The 24,390-nt window shown below is 73.2% G+C and carries 20 protein-coding genes; 7 read left to right on the plus strand and 13 right to left on the minus strand.

Features of this window, described 5'->3' with window-relative positions:
- Positions 1-119: 119 nt before the first annotated feature.
- The 5 genes from ACIQFY_RS10070 to ACIQFY_RS10090 all read right to left on the minus strand — a co-directional run bounded on the left by ACIQFY_RS10070 (position 120) and on the right by ACIQFY_RS10090 (position 5,713).
- Entirely contained in the window at positions 120-1,232 is a 1,113-nt protein-coding gene (locus tag ACIQFY_RS10070; RefSeq protein ID WP_400339773.1) for a M23 family metallopeptidase, read from the minus strand.
- A gap of 109 nt (positions 1,233-1,341) precedes the next feature.
- A complete protein-coding gene (locus ACIQFY_RS10075; protein ID WP_400339776.1) occupies positions 1,342-1,770 on the minus strand; it encodes a hypothetical protein in 429 nt (142 codons plus the stop codon).
- 121 nt (positions 1,771-1,891) lie between these two features.
- Positions 1,892-2,605 (minus strand): 1-acyl-sn-glycerol-3-phosphate acyltransferase, encoded by a 714-nt coding sequence (locus ACIQFY_RS10080; protein ID WP_081985203.1) that lies wholly within the window; start codon positions 2,603-2,605, stop codon positions 1,892-1,894.
- A 126-nt stretch (positions 2,606-2,731) separates the two neighbouring features.
- A complete protein-coding gene (recQ, locus tag ACIQFY_RS10085) occupies positions 2,732-4,573 on the minus strand; it encodes a DNA helicase RecQ (protein ID WP_400339778.1) in 1,842 nt (613 codons plus the stop codon).
- A gap of 9 nt (positions 4,574-4,582) precedes the next feature.
- Complete coding sequence (locus ACIQFY_RS10090; RefSeq protein WP_400339779.1) at positions 4,583-5,713, minus strand: lysostaphin resistance A-like protein; 1,131 nt, start codon at positions 5,711-5,713, stop codon at positions 4,583-4,585.
- 35 nt (positions 5,714-5,748) lie between these two features.
- Between ACIQFY_RS10090 and ACIQFY_RS10095 the strand changes: the two genes are divergently transcribed.
- Positions 5,749-6,633 carry an EamA family transporter gene (locus ACIQFY_RS10095; protein WP_400339782.1) on the plus strand — a complete coding sequence of 295 codons (885 nt, stop codon included), beginning with the start codon at positions 5,749-5,751 and terminating at the stop codon, positions 6,631-6,633.
- Positions 6,634-6,700: 67 nt separating this feature from the next.
- Here the strand turns inward: ACIQFY_RS10095 and ACIQFY_RS10100 are convergent, their stop codons facing one another.
- Positions 6,701-7,159 carry a GNAT family acetyltransferase gene (locus ACIQFY_RS10100; RefSeq protein WP_400339785.1) on the minus strand — a complete coding sequence of 153 codons (459 nt, stop codon included), beginning with the start codon at positions 7,157-7,159 and terminating at the stop codon, positions 6,701-6,703.
- A 111-nt stretch (positions 7,160-7,270) separates the two neighbouring features.
- On the opposite strand from ACIQFY_RS10100, the gene ACIQFY_RS10105 reads away from it, so the two are divergent.
- Both ACIQFY_RS10105 and ACIQFY_RS10110 read left to right on the plus strand, forming a co-directional pair.
- Positions 7,271-8,077 (plus strand): class E sortase, encoded by an 807-nt coding sequence (locus tag ACIQFY_RS10105; RefSeq protein ID WP_400339787.1) that lies wholly within the window; start codon positions 7,271-7,273, stop codon positions 8,075-8,077.
- On the plus strand, positions 8,074-8,250 hold the full coding sequence (locus ACIQFY_RS10110) for a hypothetical protein (protein WP_158407726.1): 177 nt from the start codon (positions 8,074-8,076) through the stop codon (positions 8,248-8,250). Before ACIQFY_RS10105 ends, ACIQFY_RS10110 begins: the two co-directional genes overlap by 4 nt.
- 83 nt (positions 8,251-8,333) lie before the next feature.
- On the opposite strand, the gene ACIQFY_RS10115 is transcribed toward ACIQFY_RS10110, so the two are convergent.
- The 4 genes from ACIQFY_RS10115 to ACIQFY_RS10130 all read right to left on the minus strand — a co-directional run bounded on the left by ACIQFY_RS10115 (position 8,334) and on the right by ACIQFY_RS10130 (position 14,423).
- Entirely contained in the window at positions 8,334-11,375 is a 3,042-nt protein-coding gene (locus tag ACIQFY_RS10115; protein WP_400339790.1) for an AAA family ATPase, read from the minus strand.
- Positions 11,375-12,538 (minus strand): exonuclease SbcCD subunit D, encoded by a 1,164-nt coding sequence (locus ACIQFY_RS10120; RefSeq protein ID WP_400339792.1) that lies wholly within the window; start codon positions 12,536-12,538, stop codon positions 11,375-11,377. Before ACIQFY_RS10120 ends, ACIQFY_RS10115 begins: the two co-directional genes overlap by 1 nt.
- Positions 12,539-12,634: 96 nt before the next feature.
- Positions 12,635-13,780, minus strand: a complete 1,146-nt coding sequence (locus ACIQFY_RS10125; RefSeq protein WP_326496485.1) for a S24/S26 family peptidase — start codon at positions 13,778-13,780, stop codon at positions 12,635-12,637.
- 43 nt (positions 13,781-13,823) lie between these two features.
- On the minus strand, positions 13,824-14,423 hold the full coding sequence (locus tag ACIQFY_RS10130) for a hypothetical protein (RefSeq protein WP_326496486.1): 600 nt from the start codon (positions 14,421-14,423) through the stop codon (positions 13,824-13,826).
- Between the two features lie 247 nt (positions 14,424-14,670).
- Here ACIQFY_RS10130 and ACIQFY_RS10135 point away from each other — a divergent pair, with 247 nt between their 5' ends.
- Entirely contained in the window at positions 14,671-15,264 is a 594-nt protein-coding gene (locus ACIQFY_RS10135) for a MarR family transcriptional regulator (protein ID WP_326496487.1), read from the plus strand.
- Positions 15,265-15,318: 54 nt separating this feature from the next.
- Positions 15,319-15,828 (plus strand): DUF664 domain-containing protein, encoded by a 510-nt coding sequence (locus ACIQFY_RS10140; protein WP_326496488.1) that lies wholly within the window; start codon positions 15,319-15,321, stop codon positions 15,826-15,828.
- 145 nt (positions 15,829-15,973) lie between these two features.
- Here ACIQFY_RS10140 and ACIQFY_RS10145 read toward each other — a convergent pair whose 3' ends face one another.
- Positions 15,974-18,106 (minus strand): DEAD/DEAH box helicase, encoded by a 2,133-nt coding sequence (locus ACIQFY_RS10145; protein ID WP_400339797.1) that lies wholly within the window; start codon positions 18,104-18,106, stop codon positions 15,974-15,976.
- Positions 18,107-18,393: 287 nt separating this feature from the next.
- On the minus strand, positions 18,394-19,275 hold the full coding sequence (locus ACIQFY_RS10150) for a PPK2 family polyphosphate kinase (protein WP_081984632.1): 882 nt from the start codon (positions 19,273-19,275) through the stop codon (positions 18,394-18,396).
- A gap of 171 nt (positions 19,276-19,446) precedes the next feature.
- Here ACIQFY_RS10150 and ACIQFY_RS10155 point away from each other — a divergent pair, with 171 nt between their 5' ends.
- Positions 19,447-20,478: an alpha/beta hydrolase gene (locus ACIQFY_RS10155; protein WP_400339802.1), complete on the plus strand. Its 1,032-nt coding sequence runs from the start codon at positions 19,447-19,449 to the stop codon at positions 20,476-20,478.
- Positions 20,479-20,561: 83 nt separating this feature from the next.
- Complete coding sequence (locus ACIQFY_RS10160; RefSeq protein ID WP_400339804.1) at positions 20,562-20,816, plus strand: hypothetical protein; 255 nt, start codon at positions 20,562-20,564, stop codon at positions 20,814-20,816.
- A 113-nt stretch (positions 20,817-20,929) separates the two neighbouring features.
- Here ACIQFY_RS10160 and ACIQFY_RS10165 read toward each other — a convergent pair whose 3' ends face one another.
- On the minus strand, positions 20,930-24,352 hold the full coding sequence (locus ACIQFY_RS10165; protein WP_400339806.1) for an efflux RND transporter permease subunit: 3,423 nt from the start codon (positions 24,350-24,352) through the stop codon (positions 20,930-20,932).
- Between the last annotated feature and the right edge of the window lie 38 nt (positions 24,353-24,390).

The following is a 24,390-nucleotide window of genomic DNA, read 5'->3' on the forward strand; positions in this document are numbered from 1 at the left end:
GTCCGGCACCCTGCCGACGTCGCTCTCGACGCTACGCCTGCGCGGCCCGACCAGCCTGACCCGACCAGCCTGGCCCGGTCGGCGTGCGGACGCCGACACCCGTCGCCGGTGCGACCCGTTCAGAGCAGGCCGCGAGCGGCGAGCCACGGGGCCGGATCGATCGGCGTCCCGCCGACGATGACCTCGAAGTGCAGGTGCGGGCCGGTGGAGACCCCGGTGCTGCCCACGGCGCCGAGCTGTTCGCCGGCCGACAGCGTCTGCCCGGGCAGGACGTCGATGCGGGACAGGTGCCCGTACCGCGTCTGCGTGCCGTCCGGATGTGCGAGGAGCACCTGGTTGCCGTACCCGCCGAGCGGCCCGGCGGACACGACCCGTCCGGGCATCGCGGCGACGACGGGCGTCCCGGATGCCGCGGCGAAGTCGAGCCCGTGGTGGTTCGTCGAGCACGCACCGCACCCGGCGACCTGCCGACCGCCGAAGCCTCCGGCGGTCGGGATCGTCCCCGCGACGGGACGGACCACGTCCGAGCCCGTCGTGATCTGCACGCGGCCGTGTCGATCGCCACCCGCCCGGGTCGCCTGCACGTCGAAGCCGTCGCGGATGACGGTGACGGTGACGCCGGACGCGACGCGGTAGTGCTGCTCCGGCGCCGGGGCGACCTGGTGCGCGGGTGCGGATGCGGGTGCGGCGCCGAGACCGAACCCGGTGGGGTCGTCGAGTGCGGCGGCCGGGGTCGACACGGAGACGACCAGGCAGGCGGCGAGGGCGGACGCCGTCACCGGGAGGAGTCGCGAGGACGACCCCGACCGGGCCGGTGGCAGCGCCGCGGGACGCTGAGGCCGACCGACAGCGACACCCCTGCGGAGCTCGGGGACGTGCAGGTCACGCCCGGGTCGCCCGGACATGCGCAGGTCGGGCACGCGCAGGTCGGGTACGCGCAGGCCGTGTTTGTTGTACTTGCCGAGCTTGCCGAGCCTGCCGGGACGATCGGCGGACCGGCGAGGGGTGCGGAGGTCACGACGACTCGGCTGGGCTGCTCCGGACCGAGCGCCGTCGATGGTGGTGGTGGTGGTGGACACCGAGGCGGCGGCAGGGGGGACCGCCGCCTCGGTGGTCTGGTGGCCGACACGGACGGACCGGGCAGCGGCGTCGTTCGCCGCTCGGCGGGCCGCTCCGCGGGGGCGGATCGAGGCCGTCGGTGCCGAACCGGGGGCGCTGTCGGTCGTGGTCATCGTCATCGTGTCGGGAGATCGGATCGGGTCGGTCGGGATGGGGTGTGTCGGGATCGGGTGTGTCGGGACGCTCGGACGTCGTCCGTCATCGGTGGCGGTGCCGGTCGGTTCAGCCGCGGACGACGCCGTCGCGCGTGATGCGCTCGAGCTCCCCGACGACGGCGTCGACGACCGCGCGGGTGATCGCGTCGGTCACCGCTTCGACCAGGGCGAGCTGGTCGGGCGTGACGGCGACCTCGCTCGGGAGCGCGGTCCCGACCCGCTGCGGGATCTCGTCGATCGCGGCGACGAGGGCAGCCGGCACCAGGGCGGACCGCATCGGGGACACGGGAGCCGTCAGCGGCGAGGTGGGTGCGGGGACGACCCGGGTGCGTGCGGCGGTGGAGACCGCTGCTGCCGGAGCGGGCGTCGCCGTCGGGACCGGTGCCGGTGCCGGTACCACCGGAAGGGTCACCGCGGGCTGGGCCTGCTCCGGCGCCGTGGTCGCGGCGCGGGAAGCCCGACGCGAGATCGAGTCGAAGAGGGGCGTGGAGGACATGCTGCTTGCCTTCCGGTCAGTGGTGGATCGGGCCGTCCTGGGCGGTCCGACTGCGCTCGTGCCTCGAGCACGAGGACGATTCAACCACTGATATTCCGAATGTGCAATAGCGCGTTCCGGGTCAGTCCGGCTCGACCGCCTGCGTCGGGTCGTCGCGCCGCAGCACCTGCTTGACCCGCTCGACGATCGTCGACGGCGGGTTGTTGTAGGCGTTCGCGGGTTCCTGGCCGCTCAACGCCTGGATCGCGTCCATCACGGCGTCGGTCGCGTGGCGCCGTGCACGGCCGGACGACGCCTCGCCGAAGTGGGACAGGTCCATCGGTGCACCGAACTCGATGGTGACGCGGGCGAGCCGCGGCAGCCGGGAGCCGACGGGCTGCACGTCCTCGGTGCCGGTGAGCGCGACCGGCACCACCGGCGCCCCGCTCGTCAGCGCCAGCCAGGCCACGCCGGTCCGACCCTTGTAGAGCCGACCGTCGAGGGACCGGGTGCCCTCGGGGTAGATGGCGAAGGCCTCGCCGGCCTCGAGCCGCTCGAGCCCGAGGTCGAGGGCGTGCTGCGCCGCGGCTCCCGCTCCGCGTTCGACCCCGATGGCACCGATCCCGCCGAAGAACGCGCGCGAGACCGCACCGCGCAGACCGGTCCCGGTGAAGTACTCCTGCTTGGCCAGGAACGACACCTTGCGCGGCGCCATGAGGGTGATCGCCGGGGAGTCGATGAAGGACCGGTGGTTGCTCGCCAGGATGACCGGCCCGTGCTTCGGTACGTTCTTCCGTCCAACGATGCGCGGTCGCCAGACCAGGCGCGCGAGCGGGGTCACCACCGCACGGCTCATCGTGGTGGCGAACTTCGTCGTACCGGGCAACCGGGCCTCCTCGTCGTGGGAGGTTCCGAGTGTAGTGAGCGTCGCGCGGGCCACATTCCGTCTGCGGAATGCGTCTGCGCGGCAACCGCCGGCGGCTCAGTCCGCGTGCGCTGCGACCACGTCGAGGACCGCGCGCCCGTACCGCTCGAGCTTCGCGCCGCCGATGCCGGAGATCTCGCTGAGGGCGTCCTCGTCCGCCGGCTTCACCGCAGCGATCCTCCGCAGTGTCGCGTCGTTGAACACCACGTAGGCGGGGACCCCCTGCTCCCGGGCCTGCGCCGCACGCCAGGCACGCAGCGCCTCGAACAGGCCGAGGGCCTCCTGCGGCACGTCGGTGACCGCCTGACGTCGCACCCGTTGACCCCGCGGAGCCTTCACCGGGTCGCGACGCATCAGCACGCGCGTGCGACCGCTCAGGACCTCGGCGCTCGTGGGGCTGAGGACGATCGTGCCGAAGCCGTCGCCCGACACCGCCGCGTAGCCCTGCGCCAGGAGCTGCCGGGCGACCGCACGCCACTCCCCCTCGCCCAGGTCGTTGCCGATGCCGAACGTGGCGAGGGAGTCGTGCCGCAGCTCCTGCACGCGGGGCGACTGCTTGCCGACCAGGATGTCCACGAGGTGCGCGACGCCGTACCGCTGGCCGCGCTCACGCTCCAGCCGGACCACGGTCGACAGGAACTTCTGCGCGGGCACGGTGCCGTCCCACGGCTCGGGCGGCGCGATGCAGGTGTCGCAGTTCCCGCAGGCCGTGGACTCCTGCCCGAAGTACGCCAGCAACCGCACCCGGCGGCACTCGATCGTCTCGCACAGCGCGAGCATGGCGTCGAGGTGGGCGCTGAGCTGCCGCCGGTGCGCCGCGTCGCCCTCGGACTGGTCGATCATCCGGCGCTGCTGCACGACGTCGTTCAACCCGTAGGCGAGCCACGCCGTCGAGGGCAGCCCGTCACGACCCGCACGTCCGGTCTCCTGGTAGTACCCCTCGACCGACTTCGGCAGGTCGAGGTGCGCCACGAACCGCACGTCGGGCTTGTCGATGCCCATGCCGAAGGCGATCGTCGCGACCATGACGATGCCGTCCTCGCGGAGGAACGTCGACTGGTTGCGCTCACGGACCTTCGCGTCGAGGCCGGCGTGGTACGGCAGCGCCGGGATCCCCTGGTCGGCGAGGGCGGCCGCGGTGCGCTCGACCGAGTTGCGGGACAGGCAGTAGACGATCCCGGCGTCGCCGCTGTGCTCGGTGCGGATGAACGTCAGCAGCTGCTGCAGCGCGCCGGTCTTCGGCTCGATGCGGTACTGGATGTTCGGCCGGTCGAAGTCGGCCACGAAGTGCGCGGCGTCGTCGAGCCCGAGGCGGCCGGAGATCTCGCGGTGGGTCTGCGGCGTCGCGGTCGCGGTGAGGGCGACGCGCGGCACCGTCGGCCAGCGCTCGTGCAGCACGCTCAGCTCGAGGTAGTCGGGGCGGAAGTCGTGGCCCCACTGGGCCACACAGTGTGCCTCGTCGATGGCGAACAGGGCGATGCGTGCGCGGTCGAGCAGGGATCGGGTCGACTCGAGTCGCAGGCGCTCGGGCGCGAGGTAGAGCATGTCGACCTCGCCGGAGACGACCGCCCGTTCGACCCGGGCGCGCTCGTCGGGGCCCTGGGTGGAGTTGAGGAACGCGGCGCGGACACCGTTGGCGGCGAGGGCGTCGACCTGGTCCTGCATGAGGGCGATGAGCGGCGAGACGACCACGCCGACGCCGTCACGGACGAGCGCGGGCACCTGGTAGCAGAGCGACTTGCCGCCACCGGTCGGCATGAGCACGAGCGCGTCGCCGCCGGAGACGACCTGGTCGATGATCGCGGCCTGCTCGCCGCGGAAGGCGTCGTACCCCCACACGCGGTGCAGGACGTCGAGCGCGGCAGCCCGCGACGGCGAGGTCGTGGTCGTCGTGCTCATGCACCCAGCCTACGAGCGCGGGGCGACACCCACCGTCTCGTCCACAGGCACCGCGTCGTCCGGGCCGGCCGCCGACGTGTCCCGGTCCGTCTCGGGACCGCGGGCCGGTGCGGCTGCCCAGCCCGTGCCTCCCGGCAGGGTCCACTGCCGGCCGCCCGCCCAGACCGGAGCCGGACCGCGGAAGCGGGGCGCCTCGTGTCCCGGGAAACGACGGTCGAGCCCCCGCCACCACGCGAGGAGCTCGATCATGCCCCAGAAGGCGAGCGAGGTCGCGAGCGTGACCAGGAAGCCGCCCGCAGTGCCGTCCGAGGCGTCGAGGTCGACCTTCGACCAGCCGGGGGCCTGCAGCACGAAGATCATGATGTTGTTGAAGGCGTGCTGCAGGACGGTGGCCTCCATGCCGCCGGTCCGCAGCACGATGATCGCGGCGATCAGCCCGAACGAGCCGACGTCGAGGATGCCCCACACGTTGTAGCCGTTCGGGATGTGCCCGGCGGCGAACACGACCGTCGACACCGCGACGGCGACGACGACGCCGACGATCCGCACCGGGATCCACGATGCGATCGTCTGGATCAGGAAGCCGCGGAAGACGTACTCCTCCGCTGCACCCTGGAAGGGCACGAGCACCAGGACCATCACGATCGTGAAGGTCAGGGTGGCGGGCGAGACCGTCGACTGCCCGATGGCGTCGTGGTCCCAGCCGAAGCCGCCGTCGAACGAGAACATCCCCCACGTCTGCAGCAGGAACATCGGGATCGCGATGACGAGCGTGGGGAGCAGGCACCACAGCGTCCACCGCCAGCGCACCCGGAAGCGTGTCGACGACAGGATGCCCGCCGGGCCGATCCGGGCGATCTTCACCGCGAGCAGGATGCCGGGCAGCAGGACAACGAGCGACAGCAGGGTCAGCGACAGGATGAGCGGGTCCGTGGGGTCGAGGGCGCCGCTCGTCAGGTCGTCCTGGAACCCGATCAGCCCCTCGGCGCCCTGCGTCGCACCGATCGGCACGAAGTACGCCACCGCGAGGACGATCTGCGTCACGACGTAGTACCCGACGAGGAACGCGAGCGCGACCAGCGGACGCCACCAGCGCCAACGGGCATCGACACGGGGCAGGCGGTGGTAGGGAACGCTCACCCGCGCAGGCTACCGGCACGGGCAGGATGGGAGCCGTGCTCTCCGTCCTGCTCGGCCTGACCGGTGCGGTCGTCTACGGGGCGGCCGACTTCCTCGGCGGCCTCGCCGCACGCCGGGTCCGAGCCGTGGTCGTCGCGGCCGCCGCTGCGGCGGTCGGGCTGGTCCCGCTCGGTGCCGGGGTGCCGCTCGTGGGCGCGACGTTCTCGACCGGCGCGGTCGTCGCGGGGACGGCCGCGGGTGTCTCCGGGTCCGTGGCGGTGCTGCTGCTGTACCGGGCGCTGGCCGTCGGCCCGATGAGCGTGCTGTCGCCCCTGACGGCGGTGTTCGCCGCGCTCGCCCCGGTCGTCGTCGCGCTGCTGGGCGGGACGGTGCTGTCGTTCGCGGCGTCGGTCGCGCTCGTGGTCGCGGTGCTCGCGGTCGTGCTGGTCGCGGCGGTGCGGGATTCCTCGGGTGCGCGGGTGACCGCGGTCGGGGTCGTGACGGCTGCGGTGGCAGGGTGCGGGTTCGGCGGGATCGTGCTCGCGTACGACGCGGCACCCGGGGACGCCGGGGTCGCGACGCTCCTGGTCGGGCGGGTGGTGCAGGCGGTGCTGCTCGGCGCCGTGGCGGTCGCGGTGGCGGCGCGGTCGGGGCCGGTGCGGTGGCGGGGTCCGTTCCGCTGGCCGCGCTGGTCACGGCCGACGGTGGTCGCCGTGGTGGCGTGCGGGGTGCTCGACGCCCTCGCGAACGCCTGCATCCAGGCGGCGCTGCACGTCGGTTCGGGCGACGCCACGCTCCCGGTGGTGAGCGTCCTCAACGCGCTGTACCCGATCGGCACGGTGGTGCTCGCCGGCGTCGTGCTGCGCGAACGGCTGACCGCGGTGCAGTGGACGGGAATCGTGCTCGCGTTCGCAGCCGCGGTCGGACTGGCGCTGGCCTAGCGGGCGGAGGGCGTCGGGCGTCGGGCGTCGGAGTCAGTCGTCGGGCGTCGGGCGCCGGGCGCCGGAGTCAGTCGTCGGCGACGAGGCGCTTGCCGAGCGAGACCGCGCGGTCCGGGGCGTACCCGAGCGAGGCGTAGAACCCGAGGACCTGCTCGTTCCCCTCGCGCACCTGCACGTTGACCTTCGGGCACCCGCGCTCGGTGAGCAGCCGTTCGAACTCGGCCATGAAGGCGCGACCGAGTCCGGAGCCCTGCAGGTCGGGACGGACGGCCAGGTAGTTCACCCAGCCGCGGTGCCCGTCGTACCCAGCCATGCCGACGCCGACGACCCTGCGCTCGTCGTCGTGCTCGGGGTGCTCGGGCTGGTCGGGCTGCTCGGCGACCAGGAAGAGCTCGGGCTGCTCGGCGACCTTCCGCGCGATGTCACGACGCGAGTCGTTCCACGGGCGCAGCAACCCACAGGCTTCCCACAGGGCGACGACCGCCTCGGTGTCGTCGGGGCGGAACGGTCGGAACACCGGGGTCATCCGTCCACGCTAGCGGGACCCGTGGGCATCCACAGGTGCGAGGACTCGTCACCTGTTCGTCGGCGTGGTCTGATAGACCTGTCCGACCACCCCATCCGGATCAGGAGCACCGTGACCGCACACGACACCGCCCCGACGCGCCGATCGGCGCGCGAGGACGAGGCCACGCGGCCGCCACGACGCCCTCGACGCCGTCAGACCGTCGGCGGGGCGCTCGTCTCGCTGCTGGCCGAGCTCCTGATCATCGCCGGTGCCGGCACGGGCCTCTACGTCGTGTGGACCGCGTGGTGGACGGACGTCGTCGCCGTGAACGAGCAGACGAAGCTCGTCGACGACCTCGGGCAGCGCGCGGCGCCGAAGGTCGAGGGCTCGGAGCACCGGGGCGAAGCGCCCGTGCTCGCCGAACCGCCGGACGTCACGAGCGTGTTCGGCACGATGCAGATCCCCCGCTTCGGCGCCGACTACCTCCGTCCGATCGGTGAGGGCACCGACCGCGAACGCGTGCTCAACACGATCGGGCTCGGGCACTACCAGGACACCGCGATGCCGGGCGCCGAGGGCAACTTCGCCGTCGCCGGGCACCGCGTGACGTACGGCAAGCCGCTCAACCAGATCGCGGAGCTCAAGACCGACGACGCGATCGTCGTCCGGGTGACCGACGAGGAGAAGGACTTCGACGTCTGGTACGTCTACAAGGTCACCGACTCGCAGATCGTCACGCCGGACAAGATCGAGACGATCGCGCCGGTGCCGAACCAGCCGGGTGTCACGCCCTCGGCCGAGGACCGCTGGCTCACCCTGACCGCGTGCCACCCCATGTGGTCCGCCAAGGAGCGCTACGTGACCCACGCCAAGCTCGACTACTGGATGCCCGTCTCGGAGGGCACCCCCAAGGAACTCTCGGAGACGCCGAAGTGATCTTCCCGTTCGTCTGGCGGATCCTGCCCGGCCCTGCTGCCCTGAAGGTCCTCGAGCTGCTCGTGCTGCTCGCGGTGATCGTGTACGCGCTGTTCACGTGGGTCTTCCCGTGGATCGCCGCCGACATCCTGCCGCCGCCCGACGGCACGGTGGACGCGCCGCCGTCGCCCTGACCGCGGCCCGTCGTCGACTGCCCGCGGGGTCCGCAGCGGCGGTCTGCGGTCCGACGTCTGTGGTCCGCTGCCCGCGCGGATCGTCAGACCGTGGTCGTGACCCGCGAGCCGCCCTCGGCGGTGCGCCGCACGGCGATGCGCTCGGGGATGCGCTGCTTGAGCTCCTCGACGTGGCTCACGATGCCGACCTGCCGTCCGCCGGCGGTGAGGCGTGCGAGCTGCCCGATGACGTCGTCCAGCGTCTCCGGGTCCAGCGTGCCGAACCCCTCGTCGACGAACAGGGTGCCGAGCGAGACCCCGCCGGCCTCGGCCTGCACGACGTCGGCGAGCCCGAGTGCCAGGCAGAGCGACACCGTGAAGGTCTCGCCGCCGGACAGGCTCCCCGGAGCGCGCCGGGTGTCGGTGGTGTGGTCGTGGACGGCCAGCGCGAGGCCGGTCCGGCGGGCTCGTGACCCGGCCTCGCGCTCGTCGGACGTCTCGAGGGTGAACCGCCCTCCGAGCATGCCCCGCAGCCGGTCGTTGGCCGCGGCGACGACGTCCTCGAAGCGCCGCGTGAGCACGTAGGTGCCGAGGGTGATCCCGCTCGGGTTCACGGCGGTGACACCGTTCGCGACGTCGGCCAGGCGGACCACGGCGCGGCTGCGCGCTGACGTGTCGTCGCGAGCACGGACGGCACGGGCGACCTCGGCGGCACAGCGGGCTGCGGCCTCCGACCGGTCGGAGGCCGACACCGCCGTGCGGGTGGCCTCGTCGGCACGCTCGGCAGCGGCGACGGTCGCGGTGCGGGCGGCGTCCAGGTCGAGGGCGACGGTGGCCCCGGCGTTGACGGAGCCCTCGTCGTCGGCGGCCGCCACCACCGCCGGTTCGACGAGCCCGGCGTCGACGACGGCACGCTCCCGCTCGGCGGCGACGACCTCGGCGTGCAGTGCGGCCGACGCATCCGGCTGGAGCAGTGCCGCCCGGGCGGCGTCGAGCGTGTCGAAGCCCTGCTCGGTCAGCGCCAGGTCGACCTCGGCGGACCGCTCGCGCACGGCCTGTGCCGCCGTCGTGGCCTGCGACTCGGCGACCGCGACCTCGTCGGCTCGTGCGACGAGGTCGTCGAGCTGCCGGACCAGCTGCGCGAGGGAGCGGTCGTCCGACGTCGCACCGATGCGGCCGTCGGTGTCGGTGGACACGTCCCAGGAGCCCGCGGCGAGGGTCGCTGCGCGCTGTCGGGCGTCCGTCACGGCAGCGGCGTCCTGGTCGAGCCGCGATCCCTCTGCCCCGCTCGTCGCCACCAGGACGGCGTGGTCGGCCTGCACGGTGTTGTGCTCGCGCTCGAGGGCCCGGGTCTCGTCGTCGTACGCCGTCCGCTGCCCCTCGACCTCGGCCACGCGGACCGCCGCCGCGTGGGCTGCCTGCACGCGGGCCTCGGCGACCGCGGCTCGGGTCGCCAGGGCGTCGGCGTCCGTCTCCCCGACGGCGACGCGCAGTCGTTCGAGGGCGGCACGCTCGACGGCGAGCGCGGACGCCGCCTCGGCGAGGGCGCCGTCCGCGGCACGTGATGCGTCGGCGGCTTCGTCGACGGCGGCTGCGTCCGGGTGGTCGTCCTGCGGGAGGGCGACGTCCGGGTGCTCGAGCGCGCCGCACACGGGACAGGGGTCGCCCGGGACGAGTGCCGCGCCGAGTTCGCCGGCCAGTCCGGCGATGCGGCGGGTACGCAGGGCCTGCTCGGTCCGCAGGAGCGCTTCGGCGCGGACGCGACGGTCGGCCACCACCTGCTCCGCCCGGTGCACGGCGGCGGCTGCGGCGTCACGGGCGTCGAGGTCTGCGCGCAGCTGCCGGAGGCGCTCGACCTCGGCTCGGGCGGCCTCGGCGTCGCCCGCGGCGGCGGCCGCGGTCCGGGCTTCCTCGACGAGCGCGGCCCGACCGGCGGGACGCGCCTCGAGCGCACGGTCGAGCTCGGCCACCCGTCGGACGAGCAGTGTGGCCCGTTCGGCGGCGTCCGTGCGGGCTCGTCGGCGGTCGTCGAGCGTGGCCTCGACCGCGACGAGGTGCCGGACCGCCGCGACGCAGGTGGCCAGGTCGGTGCGGCGTGCGGCGGTGTCGACGTCCGACGGGACACCGAGGCGCGCACGGAGGTCGTGCGCTCGGCGACGGTGCTCGTCAGCACGGGAGCGGGCGGCGTCGAGCCCCTGTGCCGGCGTCGTGACCCGGCCGGCTCGTTCGGCGAGCGCGAGCCGGGCGCGGGCGGCCTCGACCCGGGGTGCGGCGTCGTCGAGGGCGCGGCGACGATCGAGGAGCGCGGCGCGTCGTGCCCTGGCCTGCAGTCGCGCGGCCACGTCGTGCTCGTGCACCCGGGCGCGTTCCGCCGCCGCGACCGCCTCGGTGCGATCTGCTGCGGTCGCCTCGGCCACGGTGCGCAGCGCGTCGAGGGTCCCGGGCACCGATGCCTCGTCGGCGTCGACGACACCGGCGGCCTGGGCGAAGCGGCTCAGCGCGTCCCGCACCCGGGCGTCGGCGGACTCCACCTCGGCCTGCACCTCGCGGCGGCGGGCGGCGAGCTCGTCCGCCGTGCGGTCGTAGACCTGGGTGCCGAAGAGCGACTGCAGGAGCTTCCGGCGGTCCTCGCCCGGTGCCCGGAGGAAACGAGCGAACTCGCCCTGCGGGAGCACGACCGTCTGCAGGAACTGCGCACGGTCGAGTCCGACGACCCGAGCGACCTCGAGCCCGATCTCCGGGATCCGCGAGGACATCGGCTCACCGACGACGTCACCGGGGTGTGCGAGCCGGAAGAGCTGCGCCGACGCCTGCTGTCGCACCGTCCCTGCGCCGCGCTGCTTCGGCCGGTCGTACTGCGGCGTCCGCCGCACCCGGTACACGCCGGCACCGGTCTCGAACACGAGCTCCACGAAGGGTTCCACCCCGGGGTCGGCGTGCTGGCTGTGCAGGCGGTCGTGCGTCGATCCCTCGCCCGCGAGCCCGCCGTACAGGGCGAACACCACGGCGTCGATGATGGTCGACTTGCCGGAGCCGGTCGGGCCCTCGAGCAGGAAGACCCCGGAGGCGGCGAGCGCCGCGAAGTCGATGGACACGAGTTCGGGGTAGGGCCCGATCGCCCGGAGTTCGAGTCGGTGCAGGTACATCAGCGCCCCCGGTCGTCGTGCATCGCGAGGACCGCTGCCTCGTACGCCTCGGTCAGGACCGCGCGGTCGTCGTCGCCCGGCGTCGCGCCGGTGGCGAACGCGACGAAGTCGGCCGCGACCTCGACCGGGTCGGAGGTCGCCGTGACCGCCCGCGCCGCCTGCCGGTCGGGGCGGTCGGCGGGCTCGTGCGTGATCGCCAGCGCGTGCGGGAAGTGGTCCTTCACCCGGGCGTACAGCCGCTCGGGGTGGAGGGTATCGGTGACCGCCACGCGGACCCAGGCGTCGGCGTCCCCGCGGTACGCGCCGGACTCGATCGCCTCCATGCTCGTCCGGACGTCGACCAGGCGCCGGGGCACGGGAGCGGGTACCAGCTCCGCCGAGACCCCACCGTCGGCCGCCAGTTCGACGAGGGTGACGCTCTTGCGCTGCTGCCGTTCCCCGAACGAGAACGCGAGCGGCGACCCGGCGTACCGGATGCGGTCCTCCGCGCCCACGCGCTGCGGTCCGTGCAGGTGTCCGAGCGCGACGTAGTCGATGCCGTCGAACACCGAGGCAGCGACCTGGTCGACCCCGCCGACCCGGATGTCCTGCTCGCTGTCGCTCGGAGCAGCCCCGCCGACGAAGGCGTGCGCGACGACGACGCTGCGGGTGCCCGGGCGCTCGGCGAGGTCTGCTCGGATCCGTGCGGTGGCTGCGCCGACGACCGCCTGGTGGGACCGGGCGAGGGGCTCGTCCGGCACGTCCGCGAGGGCGTAGCGCGTCAGGTCGGGGTGCAGGTACGGGATCCCGTACACGGCGACCGGGCCGTGCTCGTCGTCGAGCAGCACCGGCGTGCCGATGCCCGTCGGCTCCGCCAGGATCCGCACGCGGTGGTGCATGACCCCCGCGCCGAAGCCGAGCCGAGCGGCGGAGTCGTGGTTGCCCGGGGTCAGCACGACCGTCGCCGTCTCGGCCAGACGTTCGAGCGTCCGCGAGAGCAGCCGGACGGCGTCGACCGGTGGGATCGCACGGTCGTAGACGTCGCCGGCGATGACGACCAGGTCGACCGCGCGGTCGCGGACGGTCTCGACGAGGAAGTCCGCGAACGTCGACTGGTGTCCGAGCAGGTCCGCACCGAGCAGCGTGCGGCCGAGGTGCCAGTCGCCGGTGTGGAGGATCCGCATGCCGCCACGGTAGCGGCGGCCGGGGACATCACCGGGGCACCGCGCTCCGGCTGTGGCGTGGGGAACACCGCGCGGTGGTGTGCAGGAGTCGCGGGCTCAGGGCCCGCAGCTCGTCCCGGTCCCGATGCCCGCGATCGTCACCAACTTGACCGGCACCGATTCGGTGGAGGTCGCCGTCCACGAGCCCAGGTCGTTCGTCTGCACCTTCACGACGTGGTTCACCCCGAGTCCGAGCAGTCCGCTGAGCTGCACCGTCTGGGCGGAGGCCGTCCCGCTGGTCGTCGTCGCGAGCACCGTGCCGTCGGTCGTGTCGAGGACGGAGAAGGACCGGGGCACGTCCCCGCTGTACGACCACCCGATCACCACCGAACCGTTGGCGTTCCGGCACGTCAGGGCGGTCGCCTTCGCGGTGGCGCCGGCGGTCAGTCCGACCAGGGTGCCGGTGGTCCGGCCGAAGGGCGCGGCCTGCGCGGGCCCGGCTGTCACGGCAGCCGCACCGGTGACGATGACGGCGAGCCCAGCGACGACGCCGCGGCGCACCACCCCGCTGCTGCGGCTCGTCCGTCGGGTCCGGTGCGCCGGTGCGTGGGCACCGCGGGGGACCTGCCCGGCGGAGGCGAGCCGTGCCTGCCGGCCGTGGCCCGCGGTCCCGCCGTCACCCGCGTGCCCACCGTCGCCGCGGTGCCGCGGACCGCGTCGACGGAGCGGAGCGTCGACCGTGCAGAGCAGGAGCACCGCGACGAGCGCGAGGGCGACGGTGCCGACCTCGACCCAGCGGCCCTCGCGGACCCAGAGCACCGGGGTGGCGACGGACGGCACCCGCAGGAAGCCGACCCCGTGCACGGCGGAACGCTCGATCGGCGTCGAGTCCGCCTGCGGGTTCGCGTCGCCCTTCGTGACGACGGTGCCGTCCGGGCCGGGTTCGACGAACCGGTGCATCCGCAGGTGTCCCGGCTGGTCGGGGTCGTCCGCGAGCAGGATCTGCCCAGGCCGGATCTCCGCCGGGGCGACCGGTCGCGACACCACGACGTCGCCCGGCGCGAGGCGCGGTGCCATCGACCCGGTCATCACGGTGGTGGGGTGCCAGCCGAGGAGCGCCGGGGCGGCCGACCACAGCGCGAGCCCGAGGAGCGTCGCGACGACGGCCCGGGCCGCGGTCGCGACGACGACACGCCCCCAGTCGACGACGTCGTGGAGCACGTCGTGCGGGGTGTGACCACCGTGCACTGCGATGCTGACCATGACTGCCTTCGACCGGGGGCGTGGTGACGGGCGAGGTGCCCTGCTAGTTGTTCTGGGCCTCCCAGGTGAGACCGATCTGGGCGTTGGTGCCCTGCGCCGCGTTCGGGGTGTTCGCGGAGACGGTGTACGTGACCCTGTAGACCCGGGTCTCGCTGGCAGCACCGGTCGTGGTCCACGCGCCGAGGCCCGAGGCGAAGTTCGTCGCCTGCGTCCCGAGGGTCGGGAGCGTGTTCTCGAAGAGGGTCCCGCCGGTCGCCGCGGGGGTGAAGCCCGAGCACGACGAGAAGCCGCCGCCGGTGCCCTGCTCGATCTTGATCGTGGTGTTCTGCGCGAGCACGCTCGAGGTCGACGGCGAGGTCGCGTAGAGCTTCACGGTCGACGGCAGCGACCCGGTGGAGGTCACGGTGATGCACTTGCTGTCGGTCGAGCCGGGCTTGAGGTTCGCAGCGGTGAAGAGCGCGGTGTTCGCGTCGTCGTCCGACAGCGCGACGGTGCCGGCGGTCCAGTTGCTGGTGGGGTTCGTGGTGGTGGCCGAGAAGGCCGAGTACGAGGCGGTCGACACGACGACGCCCGAGGCGACGAGGGCGGCGGGCACGGCGATCCAGGCGGCGAGACGGGCGGCGCGAGGGGACACACGGGACATGGTTGTCCTCCGGAGGAGAGATTCTGATCGGTGGTGGCTCCGGACCCGCGGTGGTTGGTCGCGCTACGGTGCCTGTGTACTGCGACGATCAAGCTACTTGTCGAACGTGTTGATGACAAGAGAAGCAATGACCCCATTGTTGGGGGGTGCCTCAATCGTTGAGATACTTGTTGCATGGACCTCTGACCCGGGTCCGCCCGCGTCCCGTCGATCGCCGCCGCGATCACCACCCGAGAAGAGCCACCCCGTGACGGACACCTCCCCCGCCCTGCCTCCCCTGACCGTCACGACCGGCCTCCCCCCGGCCCCGGTCTCCCCCGACGTCGAGATCGACCTCGAGAGCGACCTCGCGATCGGCGACCCGGCACCGGCACACCGTGTCGGCACGGCCGCGGACGACGCCGGGCTCGCACGGATGATCGCGGCCTTCCGGGTCTTGCAGGTCCGGCACGCTCGGGTCCTCGCGCACGAGAGCGCCGCGCAGGGCCTCGGCATCACCGACACGCGGTTCCTGGTGCACCTCGCGGCGTCGGAAGGGCAGGCGACGACACCGAAGCAGGCCGGCGACGTCCTCGAGCTGAGCACCGGTGCGATGACCTCACTGCTCGACCGGCTCGAGCGCCACGGGCACCTCGAACGACGCCCGAACCCGGGCGACCGGCGGAGCATCCTCGTGCACCTGACGCCGTCGGGCGCAGCCGTCGCACGGGCCGTCAGCGCCGCGTACGCCTCGGCCTTCAGCGAGGCCGTCCCCGCCACCGAGCGGAACGGCGTCGCCGCTGCCCTCGAGGACATCGGCGCAGCGCTCGACCGGCGGCACCGCGCGGCCACCGTCCGCTGAGCGCGGACCGGAGCCCTGGAGCAGGGCCCGCACCCGCCGCGTAGCGTCGGCCGCATGACCCCTGCCGAACTCCTCACCGAAGCGTTCTCCCGCGTCCCCGAGACGGTCGAGCGTGCGCTCGACGGTCTGTCCGCGGACCAGCTCGCCGCTCGCCCGGCCGCCGGCGCGAACACCCTCGCGTGGCTCGCCTGGCACATCGCTCGCGGGCAGGACGCGCAGGTCGCCGACCTCGCCGGCTCCGAGCAGGTCTGGACCGCGGACGGGTGGGTCGAGCGGTTCGACCTGCCGTTCCCGGCCGACGCGCTCGGGTACGGGATGTCGCGCGACGACGTCGGTCGCGTGCGCGCCTCGGCGGACCTGTTGAACGGCTACCTCCGCGCGGTCCACGAGCGGACGGTCGCGTACGTCGCGACGCTGGCGCCGGAGGACCTCGACGCCGTCGTCGACGACGCCTGGGACCCGCCGGTGACCCGCGGCGCACGGCTCGTCAGCATCCTCGACGACTGCACGCAGCACGCCGGCCAGGCCGGCTACGTGCGCGGCCTGCTCTTCTTCAGCCGCTGACCCCTTCCGCGGAACGCAACGTCGGCGGTCGCTCGCAGCGTCGTCGCGCTGCGCGGGACCGCCGACGTTGCGTCCTGCGGGACGGACGGACGGGAGGCACGGTGCCAGCTGGCTCCGTGCCTCCCGTCCGTGGAGGTGGTCGCGTCTAGCGCGCCGCGAGCTCCGCGACGATGCCGTCGCCGGGGGCGGCCTGCACGAGGTCCGCCTCGATCTCGGCGTTCTCGAGGATGCCCTCGATCTTCCGGACGCGGCCACGCGGGACGAGCGTGACGACGGTGCCCTCCTTGCCGGCACGGCCGGTGCGGCCGGAGCGGTGCATGTACGCCTTGTAGTCGTCCGGGGCGTCCGCCTGCACGACGAGCGACACGTCGTCGACGTGGATGCCGCGCGCCGCGACGTCCGTCGCGACGAGGACGTTCACCCGGCCGCTCGTGAGCAGCTGCAGGTTGCGCGTGCGGCGCGACTGGTTGAGGTCACCGTGGAGCGAGGTCGCCCGGATGCCGGCGTCCTCGAACTGGTCGGCCAGGCGCTCGGCGTAGGCCCGGGTGCGGGCGAAGACGATCGTCTTGCCGTCGCCGGCGACGAGCTCCTCGAGCACCTGGTCCTTCTGGCGCTGCTCGACGACCAGCACGCGGTGGTCGATGGTCGAGGACGCCTGGTCCTCGCCGGCGACCTCGTGGACGCTCGGCTCGTGCAGGAACTCGGACACGAGCGACGCCACCTGGGCGTCGAGCGTGGCGCTGAACAGGAGCTTCTGGGCGCGGTTGCCCTGCGGGGTGACCTCGGCGGTCGCGGAGAGGATCTCGCGCACCGGCTCGAGGAACCCGAGGTCGCACATGTGGTCGGCCTCGTCGAGCACGGAGACGACGACCTCGCTGAGGTCGAGCTTCCCCTTGTTCATGAGGTCCTGCACCCGGCCGGGCGTGCCGACGATGATGTCGACGCCGCGCTCGAGGGCACCCTCCTGGCGGCCGTAGGGCACACCGCCGTAGATCTGCGTCGTGAAGAGGCCCACCGAACGGGCGATCGGCTGCACCGTGCGGTCGATCTGCAGGGCGAGCTCGCGCGTCGGGGCGAGGATGAGCGCACGCGGGGCGCGGCCCATCTTGCGCTTCGTCCCGCCGCCGTGCTCCATGAGCTTCTCGACCAGGGGTGCACCGAACGCGATCGTCTTGCCGGAACCGGTGCGGCCACGGCCGAGGACGTCCTTGCCGGACAGCACGTCGGGGATCGTCGCCGCCTGGATCGGGAACGGGGCCGTGGCGCCCATCTCGGCCAGGGCGCGGGAGATGTTGCCGCCGATGCCGAGGTCGGCGAAGGTCACGCCCTCGACGTCGGCCGCGACGGTCGCCTCGGCCTGGAGCTTCTCGAGCTTGACGTCGTCCGCGGGGACGTAGGCCGGGCGCGAGTCGTCGCGGTCGCGGCGGGGCGCGCGGTCGTCGTCGGAGGAGCGGCGCTGCGGGCGGTCGTCGCGGTCGAAGGAGCGACGCGGGGCGCGGTCATCGCGGTCGAACCGACGGGCACCACGATCGTCGTCACGACGGGGCGCACGGTCGTCACGATCGAACCGACGGGCGCCACGGTCGTCCTCACGACGGGGCGCACGGTCGAACCGACGCGGGGCGCGGTCGTCACGGTCGAACCGACGAGCACCACGGTCGTCATCGCGACGGGGGGCACGGTCGTCACGGTCGAACCGGCGCGGGGCGCGGTCGTCGTCACGACGGGGCGCACGGTCATCACGGTCGAACCGACGCGGGGCACGGTCGTCATCACGGCGAGGAGCGCGGTCGTCGCGGTCGAACCGACGCGGGGCACGGTCGTCACGGTCGAACCGACGCGGGGCACGGTCGTCATCACGACGGGGAGCGCGGTCGTCGCGGTCGAACCGGCGCGGAGCACGGTCGTCGCGGTCGAACCGACGAGCACCACGGTCGTCGTCACGACGAGGGGCACGGTCGTCACGGTCGAACCGACGCGGAGCACGGTCGTCGCGATCGTGACCGCGACCACCACGGTCACGGTCGAACCCGCGTCCGCCGCGGTCGTCACGGCGCTGGCCGCCGTCGCGCGGCTCCCAGTTCGGGCGAGCCGGGCGCTCGCCCTGCGATGCGCGGCCGCGACGCTCCTCGGCGTCCCAGCGCTGCTTCTGCCGCGGCTGGGCCGGGTCGGCGGCGCGGTACCCGCGGTGCTTGCTGCTGCGAGCGGCGGGCGTGCCGTTCGCGTGGCGGACTCGGTCGTCGGCACGCTGACGCGCGCCCTTGTCGTACGGGGCCATTGCTACTTTCCGGGGTGCAGACGTCCCACAGCGCCCGGCAGCGACATCGGCGGGGGCTCTTCAGCGGGGAGGGGGTTCTTCCCGTCGCGGATCGACGTGAATCCAGCCCTCGAGCGCACACACACCCAAACGAGACCCGCGGTCACATGCCGCGGTGCCGAAGGCCGACCGAGCGAGTCTACGTGACACGAGCCCGCCTGGCCAGCCCCGATCGACCGGCTACCGGCCGCGCGCGGGCCGTCGGCCGCGGGGCGGAGGGGTTCCGGGCCTCCAGACCGTGAGCGGGATCAGGACTCCGCGAGCCGCCGTCGCTGCTCGGCCACGTCGAAGTCGGCGGCGGGCCAGGTGAGCTGGAGGTCCTCGAGCGCGCGGAGCAGGAGCTGCTGCACGGCGAGTCGGGCGTACCACTTGCGGTTCGCGGGGACGACGTACCAGGGCGCCCGGGCCGTCGAGGTGCGCTCGAACACCGTCTGGTACGCCTGCTGGTACTCGTCCCACAGCAGACGCTCGTCGATGTCGCCCGGGGTGAACTTCCAGTGCTTGTCGGGGCGGTCCAGCCGGTCGCCGAGGCGCTCGCGCTGCTCGTCCTTCGAGATGTGCAGCATGACCTTGACGATCGTCGTGCCCTGCTCGACCAGACGGTCCTCGAAGTCGACGATCGCGCCGTACCGACGCTCGATCTCCTCGGGCGGGGCGAACGCGCGCACCTTCTGGACGAGGACGTCCTCGTAGTGGGATCGGTCGAACACACCGAGCTGCCCGGCCGCGGGGAGCTGCCGTTCGATGCGCCAGAGGAAGTCGTGTTCGCGCTCCTCGGCGGTGGGCACCCCGAAGCCCGCGTAGTGGACGCCGTTCGGATCGACCGCGCCGACGACGTGCGAGACGATGCCGCCCTTGCCCGCGGTGTCCATCGCCTGCAGCACGAGGAGCACACGACGCTGGTCGCCGGCGGTGCTCGCGGCGTGCAGGCGTTCCTGCAGGGCGGCGAGGCGGTCGGCACCGGCGGCGAGGGCCTCGAGCCCGTCGATCTTGCGGCCGGGGAAGCCCGGTGTGCCGTCGGGGTCGACGCGGTCGAGGCGGAAGCCCTCCTCGACGCGGAGCAGCGGTTCGGGGTCGGTGTTCCAGGCCTTGCGACGGCTCACGGGTCCTCCTGCGGGTCTCGTGCCCATCCTGGCACCCGGCGGATCCCGGCGTACTTGGCGAGATCGGGCGTACCTGGTCGATCTGTCCGACCAGGTATGCCCGGTCCGACCAGGTGTGCCCGGCTCGGCCGCGGGGAGGAGTCTGCTCGTCCGGACGGCGGACGCAGTGCCGAGCGGGCGGGATTAGCGTGGACGTCGATGAAGACCGGCCGCACCCTGCTCGCGCTCCTCACCGCGCTCGTGGCGACGGCCGTGCTCGGGTCGTGCAGCGGCACACCGGCCGGCGACCGGGACGACGTCGTCACAGCCGACCCCGTGATCTACCCGCTGTCGCTGCGCTACCCCGGGATCGAGGTCGTCGCCGACGTGCCCTACGGTCGGGAACCGCTGCAGCGCCTCGACGTGTGCCTGCCGTCCGACAGCGCGCCGGACACCACGGCGACCCCGACGGCCCCGACGTCGACGCCAGCGACGCCGGCCGGTGACGCCACTGCGCGCGCGGACGCACGGGACACCCGTGCTGCCGGCGGCCGACCGGCCGTGATGCTCGTCCACGGGGGCAGCTGGTCGCACGGTGACAAGGCGACCGCCGCCTACCGGGCGGTGTGCCAGTACCTGGCGTCCGAGGGCTTCGTCACCGTGAACGTGGACTACCGCCTCGCACCGACGGACCCGTTCCCGGCGGGGCTCGACGACGTCCGCCGAGCGCTCGACTGGGTGTTCCGACCCGCGACGCTGGGGACCTACGACATCGACCCGGACCGCGTCGGGCTCTTCGGCGGCAGCGCGGGAGGCAACCTCGTGGCGATGCTCGCGGTGACCGACCACGAGTCGGCCGCGTGGGCCGCCGGGGACCGCATCCGCGCGGTCGTCGACCTCAGCGGTCCGACCGACCTCACGACGCGGTCGACCGAGCCGGACGGGGTATCGGCGTCGTTCCAGCGGAAGCAGTTGCTCTACCTCGGTTGCCGGGACTACACGACGTGCCCGGCGGCACGGGCGGCCTCGCCGGGCTACCACGTCACCGACGAGACCGCTCCGTTCTTCGTGGGGCACTCCACCGACGAGTTCATCCCGCTGTGGGAGTCGCAGGAGTTCGTCGCCACCCTGCGCGAGCACGACGTCCCCGTGACGTTCGTCGCGGTCGAGGGGACGGCGCACTCGATCGCCCAGCTCGACCGGGCGATGAGCGAGCGGGTGGTGGCGTTCCTCCGCGACCGTCTCCGCTGAGGGGTCCGGCCGGGCCGTGCCCCGTGCGGGTGGCACCCGGACTCGGGTGTGCGGGGGCTGGGGCGTCCGCGCACACTCGAGGGGTGACCGACACCACGAGCCGTCCCGCGCGCCCCGTCACCGAGTGGCCCACCCGGACCTCCGTCCGGACGTACGCGGAGCTGCTGCTCGGACTGTCGTTCACCGCCGCCGTGGCCTTCGGCGGCTACTCGGCGGCCACCGGGCACATGGCGATCGCCGCCCAGGGCGCTGCCGTCGTGTTCCTCGTGACCCTGACCTGCGTGCTCGTGTCGTGGTTCCGGCAGGTCGACGCCGAGGAGTCCGGCACCCGCGACTGACGCAGGTCTCGAGCACCCGGACCTCGGGCGTCCGGCCCCCGGCGTCCGTCGTCGGGGCCCGGCGCCCGCGGTCCGGCACCCGCGGTCCCGCGCCCGGCGCCCGGCGCCCGGTGTCAGTGCTCTGCTGCCGCCTCCCGGTCCGCCCGCCGGTCGGCCCGGCGTTCCCGGAAGCCCTCCACCACCGAGTACAGCGCCGGCAGCACGACGAGGGTCAACAGCGTCGAGGACACCAGACCGCCGATCACCACCAGGGCGAGCGGCTGCGAGATGAAGCCCGACTTCCCCGTGAGCCCGATCGCCATCGGCAGCAGCGCGAAGATCGTCGCGAGCGCCGTCATGAGGATCGGCCGGAGTCGGCGGGTCGCTCCCTCGATCAGCGCCTCGCGGACGCGGAGCCCACGGCGGCGGTACTGGTTGACGAGGTCGATGAGCACGATCGCGTTCGTGACGACGATGCCGACGAGCATGAGCAGGCCGATGAGCGACGCGACCCCGAGCGGGATGCCCGTGACGATCTGCAGGAGCAGCGCACCGGTCGCGGCGAACGGCACCGAGAGCAGCAGCAGGATCGGCTGCAGCAGGCTCCGGAAGGTCGCGACCATGATCACGTAGACGATCAGGATCGCGACGAGCACGGCGAGCAGCAGCTGGCTGAACGCCGACGACTGGCTCGACGCGACACCGCCGATCGTCGCCGACGCGCCCTTCGGCAGGTCGAGGGAATCGACGGCCGTCGTGACGTTCTGCACCGCCTGTCCGAGGTTCGTCGAGTCCGGCGTGACCGTGATGGTCGCCGTGCGGACGGCGTTCGACGTGGTGATGGTGGTCGGACCGTCGGACTGCTCGACCGTCGCGACGTCGGTCAGCGGGACCTCGCCGCTCGCGGTCGGGATCGACAGCAACTTCAGCGCGTCGATGGTGGTCGGCGGCTCCGGGTCGGCGATGTAGACGTCGAGGGTGGCGTCGTCGATCTCGACGCTGCCGGTGTCCCGCGGCGAGACCGCAGCGGCGACGATCCCGCCGACCTGGGTCTCGGTGAGACCGCGCTCGGCGGCCTTCGTCCGGTCGACCTGCACGGCCAGGTACGGCTCGGCGGCGGACAGGTTGCTCGACGCCGCGGTGGTGCCGTCGACGCCGCGCATCTCGGTGAGGACCTTCTCCGCCGCGGTCTGCAGCTCGGCCTGGGTCGGCGCGGTGACGTCCACCTCGATGTCGCTCGACCCGCCGAAGCCGCCACCGGCGCTCGACAGGCTGACCTCGCCGACGCCGTCGATCCGCTCGATGCGGTCGCGGGCCTCGGACTGGATCGTCGTCTGGTCCACCCCGGCGTCGGTCGTGACGTTGTACTGCACGGAGGCAGATGCACCGCCGCCGAAGGCGGCCTGGATGGACTGGCCGCTCGACCCGATCGTGGTCTGCACGGTCTCGACGCCGGAGACGTCCTGCAGCACCCGCTCGACCTTGCGCGCGGCGTCCGACTGCTCGTCGAGACTGGTGCCCGGCTCGAGGTCCTGCGTCACGGTGAAGGTGTTCTGCCCGGAGTCGCCGAGGTAGTTCGTCTTGACGAAGGGCACGGCCGCTGCGGTGCCGCCGAGGACGACCAGGGCGAGCACGAGGACGAGCGCCGGGCGGCCGACCGCCCAGCGGAGGACGGGCAGGTACCCGCGACGCAGCCGGTCGGACGTCCCGGCATCGTGCAGGTCGTCGGCCGAGGTCAGCGTCCCGGTCGACGTCGGTCCAGCCGCCCCGGACGCAGCCGACACCGGTGCCGACGAGCCCGTCGCCACGGTCTCGGTCGACCCGGTCTCGGTCGATCCGGTGGTCGGCACCGCTGCGTGCCGGTGCGTCTTCGGCGCCCGGAGCCACCAGTACGCGAGCACGGGCACGATCGTCAGCGACACGAACAGCGACGCGAGCAACGCCATCGTGACCGTGAGCGCGAAGGGCCGGAACAGCTCGCCGACGAGCTCGGCGACGAACGCGACCGGCAGGAAGACCGCGACGGTCGTGAGCGTCGAGGCGGTGACCGCCCCGGCGACCTCGCGCACGGCGTCGAGCACCGCCCGCCCGCGGTCGACGCCGGGTTGCAGGTGCCGCTTGATGTTCTCGATGACGACGATCGAGTCGTCGACCACGCGGCCGATCGCGATGGTGAGCGCGGCGAGCGTGATGATGTTGAGGGTGTAGCCGGCGGCCTGCATGCCGATCGCGGCGAGCAGCACCGAGGTCGGGATCGAGATCGCGGTCACCAGCGTCGACCGCCACGACAGCAGGAACACCAGGATGACGACGACCGCGAACCCGAGGCCGAGCAGGCCCTCCTCCGCCAGGGAGTCGATGGACTGCTGGATGTAGGGCGCCTGGTCGAACACCACGGTGAACTGCGGGTCGCCGGTGACCTTCGCCTCGATGCCGGGCAGTGCGGCCTTCACCGTCTCGGAGACGTCGACGGTGTTCGCCTCCTGCGTCTTCGTGATCGCGATGGTCAGCGCGGTCTTGCCGTCGACGCGGCTGATCGAGGTGCGCGGCGATTCCTCGATCTGCACCGTCGCGACGTCACCGAGCGAGGTCGGCGTGGAGGCGGTGCTCCCGCCCGCACCGCCGGTCGCGGTCGTCCCGGTGCCGGTCGCACCGGTCTGGCCCTGGCCCGCGGCCGTCCCGCCCGCGGTGCCGTCCCCAGAACCCGCGGAGCCGGTGGCCGTGCCGGTGCTGCCGGGAGCGCCCACGGCACTGCCGGAGTCCGTCGCAGCACCGCCCGTGGACGATCCACCGGTCGACGAGCCGGACGACCCGGACCCGCTCGAGGCCGTCAGGGGCAGCCCGCGGATGTCGTCGAGCGACGCGATGCGCTGCCCGGTCTGCACCGAGAGGGTCGTGCCGTCCTGCGTGATCGTGCCACCGGGGATCAGCGTGCCGTTGTCGTCGAGGGCGTCCGAGATCGACTGCGTCGTGAGCCCCCGTGCCGCGAGCTCGTCCTCGTCCGGGGTGATCTCGATGCGGCGGCCGGGGTTGCCGAAGACGTCGGCCTGCCGCACGCCGTCGAGCTTCTCGAGGTCGGGCACCGCCGTGGCGTTCAGCCGGTCGACGAGTTGCTCCTGGTTGCCCGAGGCCGTGACGGCGAGCTGCAGGACGGGCAGGTCGTCGAAGGACCCGGTGACGATCTGGGTCTGCACGGTGTCCGGTAGCGACAGGGCGTTCACCGCGGTCTGGATCTTGTCCTCGGCGCTGGCCAGGTTCGACCCGTAGTCGAACGAGGCGGACACCACGCTCTGCCCGGTCGAGGAGGTCGCACTCGTCGACTCGAGGTTCGGCACGACCTGGATGGCCTGCTCGATCTTCGTCGAGACGTCGTTCGACACGACCTCCGGCGTCGCACCGGGGTAGGCGCTGACGATCGCCACCTGGGGGAACTGGACGCTCGGGATGAGCTCCTGCTTGAGGTTCGTCAGCGCGACGCCGCCGAACACCGCGACGACGATCGTGACGAGCGCGATGAGGGCGCGGTTCCGGAGGCTGAAGACCGAGAGGAGGTGCACGTGCCGATCCTCGCAGTTCCACCTGCGAACCAGACCGC

Source organism: Curtobacterium sp. NPDC092190 (genome assembly GCF_044755625.1).
Classification (GTDB): Bacteria; Actinomycetota; Actinomycetes; order Actinomycetales; family Microbacteriaceae; genus Curtobacterium.